This is a genomic window from Apilactobacillus sp. EABW-1NA (assembly GCF_030398685.1).
Classification (GTDB): domain Bacteria; phylum Bacillota; class Bacilli; order Lactobacillales; family Lactobacillaceae; genus Apilactobacillus; species Apilactobacillus waqarii.
In genome coordinates this window covers 43,601-58,855 of the sequence record NZ_JAPDKO010000008.1, presented here as the reverse complement: position 1 = coordinate 58,855, position 15,255 = coordinate 43,601, and the positions used below count along the sequence as shown (strand labels likewise).

General features: G+C 32.7%; 13 protein-coding genes, 2 tRNA genes, 1 other RNA gene and 1 pseudogene. 4 read left to right on the top strand and 13 right to left on the bottom strand.

Annotation, left to right across the window (positions count from 1 at the left end):
* The 4 genes from OEZ61_RS03620 to OEZ61_RS03605 form a co-directional block, all read right to left on the bottom strand.
* The coding region (locus OEZ61_RS03620) for a restriction endonuclease subunit S (RefSeq protein WP_290046961.1) at nt 1-529 on the bottom strand (529 nt) is incomplete at its 3' end.
* Between the two features lie 877 nt (nt 530-1,406).
* Nucleotides 1,407-1,625 (bottom strand): hypothetical protein, encoded by a 219-nt coding sequence (locus OEZ61_RS03615; protein ID WP_290046959.1) that lies wholly within the window; start codon nt 1,623-1,625, stop codon nt 1,407-1,409.
* A complete protein-coding gene (locus tag OEZ61_RS03610) occupies nt 1,625-2,347 on the bottom strand; it encodes a type II toxin-antitoxin system death-on-curing family toxin (protein WP_290046958.1) in 723 nt (240 codons plus the stop codon). The genes OEZ61_RS03615 and OEZ61_RS03610 overlap by 1 nt, the downstream gene beginning before the upstream one ends.
* 112 nt (nt 2,348-2,459) lie before the next feature.
* Nucleotides 2,460-2,687, bottom strand: coding sequence for a helix-turn-helix domain-containing protein (locus tag OEZ61_RS03605; protein ID WP_248597375.1), 228 nt, complete (start codon nt 2,685-2,687; stop codon nt 2,460-2,462).
* 185 nt (nt 2,688-2,872) lie between these two features.
* Between OEZ61_RS03605 and OEZ61_RS03600 the strand changes: the two genes are divergently transcribed.
* The gene (locus OEZ61_RS03600; protein WP_290046955.1) at nt 2,873-3,382 is read left to right on the top strand and encodes a helix-turn-helix transcriptional regulator; all 510 of its coding nucleotides are present in this window, start codon (nt 2,873-2,875) and stop codon (nt 3,380-3,382) included.
* A 49-nt stretch (nt 3,383-3,431) separates the two neighbouring features.
* Nucleotides 3,432-4,577 carry a site-specific integrase gene (locus OEZ61_RS03595; RefSeq protein ID WP_290046954.1) on the top strand — a complete coding sequence of 382 codons (1,146 nt, stop codon included), beginning with the start codon at nt 3,432-3,434 and terminating at the stop codon, nt 4,575-4,577.
* 134 nt (nt 4,578-4,711) lie between these two features.
* Here OEZ61_RS03595 and OEZ61_RS03590 read toward each other — a convergent pair.
* Nucleotides 4,712-4,784, bottom strand: a tRNA-Gln gene (locus OEZ61_RS03590).
* Between the two features lie 117 nt (nt 4,785-4,901).
* Between OEZ61_RS03590 and OEZ61_RS03585 the strand changes: the two genes are divergently transcribed.
* Nucleotides 4,902-4,975: transfer RNA gene (locus tag OEZ61_RS03585), tRNA-Glu, on the top strand.
* 42 nt (nt 4,976-5,017) lie between these two features.
* Here OEZ61_RS03585 and OEZ61_RS03580 read toward each other — a convergent pair.
* Nucleotides 5,018-5,677 (bottom strand): hypothetical protein, encoded by a 660-nt coding sequence (locus OEZ61_RS03580; RefSeq protein ID WP_138766288.1) that lies wholly within the window; start codon nt 5,675-5,677, stop codon nt 5,018-5,020.
* Nucleotides 5,678-5,813: 136 nt separating this feature from the next.
* Between OEZ61_RS03580 and ssrA the strand changes: the two genes are divergently transcribed.
* Nucleotides 5,814-6,184, top strand: a transfer-messenger RNA (tmRNA) gene (ssrA, locus tag OEZ61_RS03575).
* 282 nt (nt 6,185-6,466) lie between these two features.
* Here the strand turns inward: ssrA and OEZ61_RS08155 are convergent.
* The 7 genes and pseudogenes from OEZ61_RS08155 to OEZ61_RS03550 all read right to left on the bottom strand — a co-directional run bounded on the left by OEZ61_RS08155 (nt 6,467) and on the right by OEZ61_RS03550 (nt 15,249).
* Entirely contained in the window at nt 6,467-6,631 is a 165-nt protein-coding gene (locus OEZ61_RS08155; protein WP_354669363.1) for an EamA family transporter, read from the bottom strand.
* A 12-nt stretch (nt 6,632-6,643) separates the two neighbouring features.
* Nucleotides 6,644-6,916, bottom strand: a complete 273-nt coding sequence (locus tag OEZ61_RS03570) for a hypothetical protein (RefSeq protein WP_290046951.1) — start codon at nt 6,914-6,916, stop codon at nt 6,644-6,646.
* 3 nt (nt 6,917-6,919) lie between these two features.
* Nucleotides 6,920-7,285, bottom strand: a pseudogene (locus OEZ61_RS08150) (DMT family transporter); the annotation flags it as partial.
* Between the two features lie 351 nt (nt 7,286-7,636).
* A complete protein-coding gene (locus tag OEZ61_RS03565) occupies nt 7,637-8,812 on the bottom strand; it encodes a restriction endonuclease subunit S (protein WP_034534889.1) in 1,176 nt (391 codons plus the stop codon).
* Nucleotides 8,799-10,409: a type I restriction-modification system subunit M gene (locus OEZ61_RS03560; protein WP_290046950.1), complete on the bottom strand. Its 1,611-nt coding sequence runs from the start codon at nt 10,407-10,409 to the stop codon at nt 8,799-8,801. The genes OEZ61_RS03565 and OEZ61_RS03560 overlap by 14 nt, the downstream gene beginning before the upstream one ends.
* Before the next feature lie 11 nt (nt 10,410-10,420).
* Nucleotides 10,421-13,558: an HsdR family type I site-specific deoxyribonuclease gene (locus OEZ61_RS03555; protein ID WP_290046949.1), complete on the bottom strand. Its 3,138-nt coding sequence runs from the start codon at nt 13,556-13,558 to the stop codon at nt 10,421-10,423.
* Between the two features lie 74 nt (nt 13,559-13,632).
* Entirely contained in the window at nt 13,633-15,249 is a 1,617-nt protein-coding gene (locus tag OEZ61_RS03550; RefSeq protein WP_290046948.1) for a type I restriction-modification system subunit M, read from the bottom strand.
* Nucleotides 15,250-15,255 lie beyond the last annotated feature (6 nt).

Here is a 15,255-nt window from a genome sequence, read left to right as displayed (position 1 = left end):
ACTTTCTGGATTGTTGTTTAATCAATTTATCTAATTTTGAGAAGAAAGTTCCAATTTTTTGTTGTTCGTCTTCCTTTGGAACCTTTATTGTCATTAATTTAATGTCAGATGAATTTATAGAATCAAAAGTAGATCCAGAACTAAATCGTTTCCATAATCCTTTATTTTTTATGTTAATTAATGAATAATAATCAAATTTATTTCCAGATAATGAGGCAACTCCGCGTCCAATTACTACGTTTTCAAACTGATTAATAGCTAATTCACCAACAGGTGCTCTCACTGACATTATTATTTCATTTTTTTTAGAAATCTTAGTTATTTCACTCGTATAAATTCTTGGATTTATTTTTCCATTTAATATATCGGCATTCCCTTGCACGAGAATATTTTTTTTATTATCTTTAGTATAATTTTCAGAATGAGGAGATTGTCCCATCTTCACGTATAATTTATCCCCCAGTTTATCTTCTTTCCATTCCCCACTAAATTCACTAAACCTTAAATCAGGTAAATTTTTATATGCCATAATAAACAGACTCTTTCCTAAATATGTATTAACTAATAGATATTTTAACATATTAGCAATTATAAAATTTGACAAAATAAAAAAAGCAGATAAAGGAACTGAAACTATTATTTATCTATTCAATATTATAACTTCAGTTCCCTAGTAAGTGCTTTTTATTTTTGCTCTCTATGTTTTGAATATTCATACACTGAAATTAATTGAATTAATCCAATCGGAATTATTATTCCCAAATATCCATACAGATTATAAAGCTGAAGCGCGGTTTCACATATTAAACATAATATGAATATTAATAAGTATATATATTCATCCTTCATAATTAATCTTCCTCTTAATTTTATAAGTTATACAAATGTTATCATATGTTTGTGATAAATATACCATGTTAATTTAAAATTAAACTTTATTAAAGAACACATAATATATTCTATAAAAATATATCTTGAATATAAAAGCGTTTAAAATATTAACTCTATAACAACTGTACAATATACTTATATGATAATGTTTTCACGTTGTTTAAACTGCTTTAATCGTATGTTAATATTATCTAAAACGTATAGGAGTTTTTATTATCAAATTAAAATGTCAAATTTGTGGAAGAAAATACTTTAGTCAAATACATTGTAAAAATTGTAGAGTAATATTAAGACACGCAAGGAAAGACATTAAGAGTTCATATAAAAATGCTGTTAGTATTTTTGATCGTAATATAAAAAGAATGACGTCATTTGGAGATGAGAGACGATTTCCTATATACGCCCTACTATTAGGAATACTGACTGCAATTGTTATTGATTTAATTTTTGTTTTAATTAGCTACATATAAAAAAACTCTTGCCATATAACGCAAGAGTCTTTTTCACTTATTCACTTATATTTTAGCTAGTTTCTTCATAAGATCAATCATTTTATCGTTTTCTAATAATTCTTTTTCTTTTCTTTTCTTTACTTTAATCGCAAAAGAAGATGATGTAATATCCCTTTTTTTAAAAAAAGATAGTTCGCGATGATTTTCTTGCATTAAATTTTTTAATAAAACTCTACTTTTATTTGTCGTAGCGTTTTTCAAAATAATTTCTTTATTGTTCATTATTTATCATCTTCCTTTCCTTTAACACTGTTAATTATGGAATTCATTATATCATCTTGATATTTAAAATCAATTGTCAAATTATTCAAAATATATTCTTTCAATTCATCTTTTGTCATCTCATGATTAGCTATTTTAAGTGAGATATTATACAAATCCTTAACGCCATCTCCATCTAATTTTTTTAAACTATAGCCTTTAAAATTATATCCATTTGTAGTAAGTAAAAAAATTGCGCTCAATAATGCTGTTCTTTTATTGCCATTATGAAATAATTGTTTCTGTGCAATTTTATACCAAAAATAAACTGCTTTATCAATAATTGTTGGGCATACATCTGTTCCATAGAAACTATTATCTACTCCACCAATTATTGCTTCTAAACCATTTGTATCCTTTAACCCATTATTAAAACTTTCATATTTCAAAATACCTTCAGCAATTTCATTTAATTTTATTAAATCGTTGTAAGTCAATTTAATATAACTTGACAACCATACATCAAAATATTGTATAGGAATTTTATCAAAAAATAATGTGATTCTAGCATCTATCAGATTTGAAGGATCATTTAATAATTCAACATTTATGTTCACTTTATGCAACTTATAATCTGAATTTATATCTAAGATAGTATTTTTTAATATTCTCTTGAAGTCAGTTAATACATCATTCTCATTTCCAGAAACAAATAACATTAAATTATTATCATATTTATTCATATCAATTCTCCATACTATCCACTTTATTGTTCATTGTAAACCATTATTACATAAATTCAATAAAAAAAAGCAGAATTAATCTGCTCCTTTTTCAATACCGTCCCCACAACGATTATTGTTCTAATAAATACTTATTAACTTCTTGTTTGTTAAAAAAATATGCATCCACATCTTTGACAAAGTGAACTGGTAAACCATTTTCCATCATTTTTTGAATGGTTTTAGGACTAACTCCTAACCATTTAGATAAGTTAACCTTGCCTTTAATCCAAGGCTTATCTTCTCTTTTTTCAGCTTTGTCGAGGAAATCATTTAATCTATTTAAAGTTTGTGTATCCAAAATAATAACTCCTTTTTGTATTTATTTTAGTACTATATAATTACAATTGGTACATTTATAATATCACAAAGGAATAATAATGCAAGATAATTTGTACTAATGCTTGTTAGTTAGTTCTAAAAACTGTACAATATAATCTATCGAAAGGAGGTTAAAATATGATAGCTAATAAATTTAGTGTATTAATGGCAGAGCGTCAGTTAAGCATTCTAGACGTTCATAAAGGTACTGGAATTTCACGATCTACACTAACCAATCTAGTTAATGGTAGAACACCTTCCGCAGTAACATTAGATAAGCTATGCTTATTTTTTCATGTTACACCTGCTGATTTTTATGTATATTCGCCCTATGAGCTAACATTTACTACATCTGAAACTCATATGGATGGTGAATATAAATTATTCACTAATGTACTTCATTATCAAGATGAAACACTAATTAGCACTGACTTCTTCATTAGAACCATTGATGATGCACATAATGTTGTTGAATTTAGTAATTCTGAAACTTTACTTGATCTATTTAATAAAATAGATATCATTTTCCATAATGAAATTAAGCAACGTATATCTTATGAAATTGAACGTATTATTATGGTGAACCACAACATTAAAGAAAATAATTCTGGTGATATTGAAGTCGTTTATAGAATGCCATGGTATGAAAGTTATTCAAAGCATTATTCATATTAAACATTTTCCCTAATACATACCGTCCCCACGTGTGTAAAGGAGAAAAAAAATGTTTATTAAGAAGTACAAGTTAAAAAATGGAGAGTTGAGATATAAGTTTGGGATCTATACTGGAATTGATAAACAGACTGGAAGAAAAACAAACACAACTCGAAGTGGTTTCAAAACAAAAAAAGAAGCTGTATTAGCAGCTTCAAAACTAGAAATAGAATTATCTGAAGGAAAGATTGAAAAACCTAAGGATATTAAATATGGTGACGTATACCAAGAATGGTTACCAGCTTACGAAAATACTGTCCGTGAGTCTACTCTACTTTCTACAACTAATATATTTAAGAATCACATTCTAAATCACTTCAGTGATAAGAAAATTAATACAATTACTGTCAGTGAAATTCAGACTATCGTAAACAAGTGGTTTGACATTGCTCCAGTTAATTTTAAAAAGTGGTTCTATTATACAGGAAAAATATTTGAGTATGCTATTAAAATGGGATACTTAGATAAAAACCCTTGTCGTTTGGTTACCTTACCAAAGAATAAAAAGGAATTTGCGGAAAAGAAATTGTTATTCTGGGATAAGAAGCAACTAGATAATTTTTTCAAATGTTTATATGATATGGACGATGATAAAAAGTTTGTATTTTTCAGATTATTAGCTTTTTCCGGAATGAGGCGTGGTGAATGTCTAGCATTAACTTGGGAAGATATTAACTTTAAAGAAAACACAATTGATATTAATAAAACAATCTCTCAAGGGATAAATCGTTATCAAGTAATTAATCCGCCTAAAACAAAAAAATCAATGCGAAAAATTATCATGGATCAAAAAACGATGGATTATCTATATAAATGGAAAATGGAGCAAAGAAAACAAATGTTAAATTATGGTTTCAATACATTAAATAAGAAACAAATGTTATTCACAACTCGTAATAACACAATGTTACCTTTATCCGCTCCATCTAAATGGTTAAAACTAGTTATTTCTAAATATGATTTACCTTCAATCAAGATACATGGTTTTAGACATTCTCATGCTTCAGCTCTTTTCGCATCAGGTGCAACTATTAAAGAAGTACAGGAACGGTTAGGTCATGAGGACGCTCAAACAACATTAAATGTTTATACTCACGTTACTTCTAACCAAAATAAAGATGTTGTTGTTAAATTGGAAAGTTATCTAGGGTTTTAAGTAACTGTCCTTTTAACTGTCCCTTAACTGTCCCTTAGTACTATTTAATGCCTGCTAATGAATACAAAAAAACGCCATCACCCGCATAGTGACAGCGTTATGCCCAGTTATACTCACTCATAAATACCGGCATATTGAGTATACTGGATTCGAACCAGTAAATTAAGGATTCAGAGTCCTCTGCCTTACCAATTTGGCGAATACTCAATAATTAATTACATATATTATATTAATACTTGAAACACCCTTATGTCAACGCCTATCAGCATTGACAGTCTTAAAGATGAATAGTAGTATAAATATATAGTGATTGATTAGTGATATTGCCCGCTGGTCAAACTGGTTTAAGACGTCGCCCTCTCAAGGCGGAGTTACGGGTTCAATCCCCGTGCGGGTGATAATAAAGGAAAAGACAGCCATTTGGCTGTCTTTTTTGTTTGCTAATAACTGATGGCCTTGTAGCCACTTCGTTTCCATATCTTAGTTAATTCCTTAACTGTAATCGTCTTGTTCAAACCATCTTCTGGATCAAAGTAGAAGAAGACGCGGTGGTTAAAACCAAATAGAACAATACATTGATTGTCTCGTCTGCCCCATAACATCACCGGACGGTTACGATTAATCTGGCTTCTCACACGACGGTATGACTTCTTAGTCAAGTCCTTATATGATCCAACACTGTTAACTAGGATGCTTTTAAATGTTGCATCGGACAAGTTATCAGTAATCTTGCCTAACTTATCGTACACATCAAAATCTGGTCTAGAGAAATGAACCAATACAGATAACGCCTTTTCTTCGTTAGAAGCCTCGGTATTATCCTTACTGGCCTGTAGATTTAAGATTCTGTAGTTCTTTCGAATGAATTTGTTAGGGATCCATCCAACATCACTTTCGTTTTCAAAGTGAAACCATAGATGTTTTTGGTAAAAACCGATTTGATTAATTTCAAATTTTGCTTTTTCGTCTGAATGATTGAATGCTTTGCGTTGATGCTTCCCCGCTTGCATTTCATTGACGTACCATTTTTCCATCTTACGGTGCTTTAAACGCACGTAAAAGTGTGGCACATTTTCGTTTGCAATTGAATTGCTTTTCATTAATTCACCCTCATTTATTTAGGTATACCACCTATTATAACAATAAACAGGCACTCAACGCATCCTAAATATAATTTGTATGATAATGTCTTTTCACTATTGCGATAAATATGGTACTATTGAATATGTACCATTTGGGGGCGTTATGGATTCGACGGGTATAGTTCGAATTCGGATTGCGTTCGCAGCGGCGTCTGCTCAACCGTCCAGTTTTTAAATTATAACTGCAAACAATAATTCAAACAACGTCGCTTTAGCTGCCTAATAAGCAGTCTACGACAATCCAACTAGCTTTGCCTAGGGGCTAACTTGGGTTTTATAATTGATAGGCTTACGTTACTTGCTCACACCTGAAGTTAAGTAAAAGAGATTAATCAGGTTAGCTGATCATGTTAACCCTGGAATACGGTGCTTTGGTCAGTGAAACTTCAAATAGTATCCCTATGAGCGTAGATATTCAAATGGCGATATGCTCGGACGCGGGTTCGACTCCCGCCGCCTCCATACAAAAAAAGCTGTTGTAATCAATGAGTAAAATCATTGTTACAGCAGCTTTTTTGTTTTTTGAATTCAAATATTCACAGTATGTAAAAAGACCATCCAAAACCTAATTGGATGATTCCTTTTTAAATATATAGGTACTTATTTATAATCAATGTAATAATAAAGATAAGAAATAAAGAAGTTTAAAAAGTATAAGTTATATATATATCATATAACTATAATTGTAGTTTCATGCATCAGGCTTTTTTTCTAAATAGCTTCAGAATAATCCATTAATTATTCCTATTAAATCGTTTGTACAAATACTGTAATAATTATAAATAAACCATCCAATAACTGCACCGAAGCCAAATCTGTCCCAAGAAAAGCAACTGATAAGACAATAGCAGTCAATGGTTCAAAAGCACTTAACATACCCGTTACTGATGGTGAGATATACTTTGTACTCATCAAATATAGCAATTATTCCAACATCGTAGCAAAGACAATAATGAAGACAATACTAATTATTGTGATCATTGATACTTTAGGAGCAGATGTACTTAAGACAAAACCAGATAGCGGTAAACTACCTAGTAGCATTCCACACCCTACTATGAATTTATCATCAAAGATTGATAACAATTTAGAAGGAATTAAAGTATAAGATGCCTGACTGACACCGGCTCCAATTCCCCATGCAATCGCAGCAATTGATAAAGCTAGTGAATCAATGTGGCCATTAGTTACTAGCAAAAAAGTTCCTGTCAAAACCAAAATTACCGAAACTATTTCAGACAAATTAGGTAGATTATGATTAAAAACGGTAACGTATCCCATAATAAAAATAGGCCCTAAAAATTGTAGGACAGTTGTGGTTGGCGCGTTACCATATCTAATTGCCATAAAATATGTAAGTTGAGAAGGAAGCATTCCTAAAAGTGCAAAGGGGATTAATGTAAGTATTTCTCTCTTATTATGCCAAATTTTAAAAATTGATTCTCCCGTAGTTATCCGACTCCAGCATAAAAGAAGAAGTTCCGCAACAAATAATCTGGTACCTACCAACCAGATTGGTGTTACCAAGTAATTTTTAAAAAGATATTCCGCAACAGTTCCGGACATCCCCTAAAATATTGAGCCGATTATTGCTAATATAATTCCTTTAATTCTAATAGCATCTTCCAAATCCATAATAAATTAAGTATATCATTATTCATAAATAAAATAGGGTAAATAAAAAGCCTGCCCAATAAGCGGACAGGCCAACCTAATTTGTGCGTGATTACATAGAGAGGTGCACAATTAGATTTATAGAGAGTTGTAAATAATAAACATTAAGATAAATCATCTGGAATGACTACCTACTTCTGTATTATATGAAAATATTAAGAAAAAGTAAAGAATATTAATTTTTTATTAAGAAAATTACAAAAAGACAACTTATCAATCAAATGACTAAGTCGTCTTTTTTATTTAAATAAACATCTTTTGTAAGTAAGCTTTCTTCTGTTGCTTTAATTGATCTAGCTTATTGGATTGTTCTTCAATCAATTTATCTAGTTTTGCAAAGAAGGAACCTATTTTCTGTTGTTCATTTTTGTATGGCACCCTTACGATTATTTTTAAAAAATCATCTTCTTTTATTCTTTGTTGACCGTAGGTAACACCTTGCTGATACTTTAACATTTTATATATAAAAGATTTGTTTTTAGATAAAACACCAAAAAAATCTGAATTATTATTATTAATAACGTTAAAAACACTATAAACTGGGGAAATCGTCGCATCTCCAAACTTATTAAGGCCAATCGAACCTGTTTTAAAATTATTTGAACTATATATAAAATCATTAAACTTAGTAATTTTATATTTTTTATTATCATCCTTAACTAGCGCTGAACGATCATATCTGTCACCCTTCAGAACTATTCCCTTTTGACTTGCGAACGCCATTAATGGGAATTCTTTACTAGGTTCTTTTTTCAGATTGCGTTCTAATAAAATAGATTTTAGCCTTTCTTCCTTCCATTCCCCGCTAAATCCACTAAATCTCAATCTAGGTACTGATTCTCCATCTTGTGGGAAGATTTTTTGTAGATATCCTTGTTTTAGTTTCTTTAGTTGTTCTAACTTTTTAGTTTGAAGTTCAATAAGTTTATCTATTTTTGCAAAAAATGAACCAATTTTTTGCTGTTCTTCTAAATTTGAAATATAAAAAGAAGAATTAGAAACAAAATTCCAGTCGGAACGAGGCATTTTCGTCCCAGTTGTATAATTTGAAATTCTAGTATACCTATGAGTTTGAATAAGGTAGTAAATAAACATGGAATTAGAAATTTTTCTCTTAGCTCTAAAAATCCAGAAATCACCAACAGCAACCCCATCAAACATAGAATAGTACCAGTTTTTTAAATAAGGTCTCAACTTACCAAATAGGATATCATTTTTCCTAAAAGCAATTCCTTTAGTATCATTGATAGATAGTTTACCTATTATTTTTCCTTCATCAATATTACTAAATTCAATCTTTTTATATTGATCACTATCGGAAGTCTTTTTAACTCTTTCTACTAATGATTTGAATTTTTCATCTTTCCATTCACCATCGAACCCCTTAAATCTCAATCTAGGCACATTAGTCTTTGTCATTCTTATCCACATCCGTTTCAACTAAATTGGCTGCCATTTCATCGAATTCTTTTTGAGTCTTTGCGATTTCTGCATCAAGATCTGCGATGTTTTGTTTTACTTCGTTAATATCGATATCTGGTTCTGGTTCGAATGTATCGACGTATCGAGGAATATTTAGATTAAAGTCGTTTTCCTTAATTTCATCGTAACTTGCAACGTGGGCATACTTGTCGACGTCTTTTCTGTTCTTGTAGGTATCGATAATCTTTGAGATGTTTTCTTTTGTGATGTTGTTTTGGTTCTTACCCTTTTCGAATTCTCTAGAAGCATCGATGAATAAGACATCTGAGTTATCCTTATTCTTCTTTAATACCAATACTAAAGTAGGAATACTGGTTGAATGGAAGATGTTAGCTGGTAGACCAATAACAGCATCAATACGGTTATCTTCAATTAGCTTTTCACGAATCTTACCTTCCTTAGCGCCTCTAAATAGTACACCATGAGGAAGAACAATTCCCATAGTACCCTCTTCTTTCAAGTGGTATAACCCATGTAGTAAGAATGCAAAGTCAGCCTTAGACTTTGGAGGAAGTGCTCCGTAATCTCTGAATCTTGGATCAGCTAGACGTGAATCATCGTTATCCCACTTAGCTGAGTATGGTGGGTTCATTACAACGGCATCGAATTGGTATGGTTCTTCAACAGGCCAATCCTTATCCAAAGTGTCCCCATTACGTAATTCCATGTCTTCGTATGACACACCATGAAGCATTAAGTTCATACGAGCTAAGTTATAAGTAGTAGTGTTTAGTTCTTGTCCGTGGTACTTGATTAGTTCTGGTCTATCCACATGTTGCGCTACGTTCAATAGTAATGAACCTGAACCCACGGCTGAATCATAGATGGTTCTGATTTGGTCATCCCCACTCTTACGCTTGTATGTCACAATTTGTGAAATAATGTCAGATACTTGGCGTGGTGTATAAAATTCTCCGGCCTTCTTACCAGCATCACTGGCGAATTGGGCGATTAAGTATTCATATGCATCCCCCAGTACATCCCCATTGTGACCGAATAAATCGATGCTGTTCAATGCCAACATGGTTTCACTAATGGCGTGGTTTCGTTGACGAATAGTTCCACCAAGCTTGTTACTGTGTAAATCGACATCTTGGAATAAACCATCGAAGTCGTTGTGTGAACTTTGGTTGTTAGTTGATAGTTCTAGTTCATGTAAAGCAGTTTCTAGTTGTTCAATTTCAAAGCTACCGTCATTAATGTTATCGATTAATGAACTGTATAGGTTTTCTGGTTCAATGTGGTAGCCATTCTTGTTCAATAGTGATGACATAGTGGCTTCTCTAGTCTTGATGTCACCAATCATGTTATTTGGATCCAAGAATTGGGTGTATTGTTTCTTTAATTCTGCATGGTTATTTTCATCCATGCGATTACTTTCAGCAAAAGCTTTTAGTGCTTTTACTGATAGGAAACGATAGAAAATCAATCCTAATAAATAGTTCTTGTAATCTGAGGCATCCATGTTACCTCGTAGTGCATCAGCAGCACTCCATAGTGCGTTTTCTAAGCTTTGTGTCTTTCCTTCTGGCATGTTCATTCTCCTTATAGGTATGCATCAATATCTTTATCAATAAATGAATTGATACTTTGATTTGCTTTAGCGTTGTAAACAATTGGAATCCTTAGGCTGTCGTCGCCTTGATGTTCAGCCGCATGGTCCAAGTCACCGTGATCGATTAAGTTTTGTAAATGTGATCCTTCTTCGACTTTACGGTGACGTTCTGTTGCGACACGTTTTAATTCTTCAGTATCTAATCCCCATTTGTCTGCGAAGTCATTTACTAATCCGTTTAACTTGTTACTCTTATATTGGTGAACAAAGTCATCAAACTTGTCTGGTTCAACCACGTGTTCATCCAAGTAAGACAAGATTTCACGTAACAATGCGGCTTGTTTTTCGTGACCAGACTTTTCGTATTTAGTAATCTGTTCTTGAATTTCAGCTTCTTTTTGTAAGTAATCAGTCATGTTTTCTTGATATTCTTCTTCAGTATCATAACTGTTACGCATATCAACCAATTCTTTTAGTAGTCCCGTAATGTAATCATAGTCGACTAGAACAGTTGATCCGATTGAAAGTGAAAAGTCTAGACTACTTAATGCGTAATCATCATCGTCGTCCTTATTTTCTTGAACTTCTGACTTGATGCGTTGGAATTTACCCATATAGTGTTGGACTTCATCTTCACTAATTCCGAATTCTTCTTCAGCATTATCCCAGGTGAAATCGTTATACATTGATAGTGAGTTCAATTGAGTATTAACACGTCTAAATGTCTTCACAAAATCAATTTTGGCTTCGTCACCCTTTAAATCGTCAGCTGCATCGGCATCTGGTGCAATTCGTTTTAAATGAGCAACCTCACTCTTAAATTTAGCCACCGCATCCATATACTTAGGACGCATTAATTCATCATAAGAACCTTCGCCACCATATAAGCGGTAAGCTTCTTTTTCGTTTTCTTCAGAAAGAGCTGGTTTTCTGAAAGTAACAATTTGACCTTCAAGTTTTAAATCGTTATTTTCCAAACGGTTAGTTCTAGAATAAGCCTGGATCAAGTTGGCATATTCCAATTGATTCTTATCAACAAAAAGTGTATTCAAACGTGGTGCATCAAAACCAGTCAATAGTCGGTTAACAACAATTACTAGGTTAATTTCTTGATCACGTTTCAAATGCGCATAGTAAGATTCACGACGGGCAGTTCTCTTCGCAACATCTTCATTATAAAGATTGATTTCTTCGTTATTGTTATGGAAGTTGGTATCAAAAATGTCGTTGTAATCGGCAATTGCTTCATCCATCCCTTCCATATTTTCCTTGTGGGCATCATCATTCTCAGCTAGTGAGTATGTAATAGCGACACGTGGCCAATCTTTATCCACTTCATTTGGATGTAATTTCTTTTGTTCCTTTAGCTTCTTATAGTAACGAATTGCCATTGGAATTGAGCTAGTAGCTAAGATTCCGTTGTAATTACCCTTACCCAAACTCATCTTTTTAGGTCCAGTTTTCAAAATATAGTCAACAACTTGATCTAAATGTTCATCGTTTTCGTATATATCATTTGGAAGGTATGATTCCTTTTCAGCATCAGACATTTCGTTCAATTCATTCTTGATGTCGTTTTCTTCTGAAATAGTTAGCTCTTGGCCCTTCTTCTTTAGTTCCTTAGCCGTTTGCTTTTGCATGATTTCTTCAACGATTTCATTAACGTTAGTAATGGTGTTAACGTGTTCGACGTTAAACGGAAGAACTGCATGGTCCTCTAGAGCGTTAACTAAGGTATAACGGTGACATTCTTTGCCAAATAGTTCCTGTGTGGTAACACCACGATCCCCTTGGAATTTCTTTCTATTTTCATGGAAGATTGGGGTTCCTGTATATCCGTACCAATTGGCATTCTTAAATGCATTGCTGATATCCTGACGCATCTTACCGAATTGAGAACGGTGAGCTTCATCTACGAAGAAACAAATTCGTTTGTCTAATAGATTAGATTGAGCAACCCTGGTGTTACGTCCCTCTTCTTGAGCTTGTTGTTCTGAATTAACCAAGTTTGCCATCTTTTGAATTGATGAAATAATAATGTTATTACCACCTTTTAATAAGGCCTTACGAAGCTTAGAGGTATTGTCGGTCTTATTGATGGTCATATCATCATTAGAAGCATATGCTCTGAAGTTACCGACTGTTTGATCATCTAATGCTTTACGATCAACTAAGAAAACAACTCTATCTACTGATGGTAATTGTGCTGCCAATTTAGCAGTCTTATATGATGTTAATGTCTTACCAGAACCGGTAGTATGCCAAACGTATCCATTCTCATGTTCTTGAATACGTTTTAATACCGCTTCAATCGCGTAGATTTGGTATGGACGTAGTAATAGTAACTTCTTACGTTCTTCATCGATAGCTTTGTATTCACTGACTAATTTGTGAGCCATTGGAATATTCAAAGCCGACTTAGCAAAGTCCATCCCATTTTCAACCGGTTGATTATCTTTGTCACGCCACTTGAAGACGAATGACTTGTTGAATTCATCCGGACGAGCATTGGCAAAGTATGCGGAACTATCGGGACTCATGATGACAAACATTTGTAGCAATGAGTAAATGTCAGTGTACTTGTTTTCACCTGCATATTTCTTAATTTGGTTAAATGCTTGGTTAATTTCGACGGTTGATTTCTTCAATTCGATTTGAATTAATGGAAGACCATTAATCAATAATGTGACATCGAAGCGACGATCTGAATCATCGTCATTTGAACGTGGTCTGATGGCTTGGCGGACAATTTCATAACTGGAATTTCCACCGCCTACATCTGCCTTCCAGAAGATGTTTAAAGTAACAGTACCTTGTGATGCATCATCCCTTGGTATTTCAATCTTACCGATTCCATTTTCGGCATCCAAGATTTTAGCGGCATCATAAGGACTCTTAACGTTACTGATGCGAGATTTAACACGGTTAAATTCTTCATCAGTGAGTTCTTTGTGTTTTAGTGCTGCAATATTGTTTCTGTTTAACTTTTCTCTGAAGTTACCCCATAACATTTCGGGTGTTGCTTCATATAAATCTTTTCGTTCGGTCCACTGGTTACTACCAATAGTTAACTGGTGGACTATTTCTTTTTCAAAGTCTAATTCACTTTGTGTTCTGTAACTGGACATAATGTGCCTCCTGCATAATTATAATTTTACTATAAACGGACTAAGTGTATAAGTTCAACTCAGTTTTTTAATCATCATTTAATTAGCTTATTAATGATGATAGAAAATTGATCATCACTGTCTTCTTCAATCAAATTCTTCATCTTTTTATTGTTTGCATCAATTTGATTTTGAATAGCTTTATTTTTATCAAGTAATTCTGTTGTAGATGGTCTCTTTTCAGGAACATAGGTATCTACATATCTTGGAATATTCAAATTAAAGTCGTTTTCTTGGATTTCTTCCAGACTAGCAACGTGAGCAAATCCTTGAACATCTTTTCTATTTAAATAAGTTTCAACAATTTTGCCAACATTATCATCAGTAAGGATGTTTTCGTTTCTAGCCTTTTCGAATTCATCAGAGGCATCAATAAACATAACATCCGAATTACTCTTATCTTGTTTGAAGACAAGAATGGTTGTTGGAATACTAGTTGAATGGAAGATATTTGCAGGTAATCCTATTACTGCGTCAATCTTGTTTTCATTAATTAGTTGCTCGCGAATCTTACCCTCTTTAGCACCTCTAAACAACACACCATGTGGTAGGACAACCGCCATGCTTCCTTCTTCTTTAAGATGGTATAAGCCATGTAATACAAAAGCTAAGTCAGCTTTAGATTTTGGTGGAAGCACTCCGTAAAACTTAAATCTTGGATCCCTAATTCTGGATTCATCGTTATCCCATCTAGCTGAATATGGAGGGTTCATAACAACTCTATCAAATTTAATTGTACCTTCATCTGGCCAATCCTTATCTAAGGTATCGCCATTTCTAAGATCGATATCTTCATATGAGACGCCATGAATCATCAAATTCATACGAGATAGGTTATAGTTGCTTGGATTAAGTTCTTGTCCATAGTATTTAACTAGGTCAGGTCTAGCAGCATTTCTACCAACATTTAGTAATAATGATGCAGAACCTGCGGCTGGATCGTAAATACTTTTAATGTGTTCATTGTTATCGTTAACCTTATCAGTCAGAATCCCCGAAATGATATCTGATACTTGATGAGGTGTGTAGAATTCACCAGTCCTTTTATCTGATTCGCTAGCAAATTCAGCAATCAAGTTTTCAAATGCATCACCTATCACTTCTTCATCGATATCATATAAGTTAATGCTATTTAGTGATAACAAGGTTTCACTAACGACACGATTTCTTTGAGTAAGTGTTGATCCTAGCATATTATTATCCAAATCAATATCTTCGAAAATACTTTCAAATTCACTGTTTGAATTTTGGTTACTTGCTGACAATTCAATTTCATGAAGTGCAGTTTTCAAATGTTGAAGATCGAATTCTCCCTTATTAATGTGTTCGATTATTGAGCTAAATAAGTAGGCGGGTTCAATGAAACAGCCATTATTATTTAACAATGTAGTCATTGTTGCATCTCTTGTACTGATATTAGCGACATTATTATCAGGATCTAAGAATTTGATATATTGTTCTTTAACTTCTTTATGATCCGCTTCATCCATACGATTGCTTTTAGCAAAAGACTTTAGGGCTTTTATAGATAAGTAATTGTAAAATACAAATCCTAATAGGTAATTCTTGTAATCAGAACTTTTCATCACATCACTTAATGAATCCCCTGCTTGCCAAATATCTTCTGCAATGTTCTTTCCATTTAAGATCATTTTTTA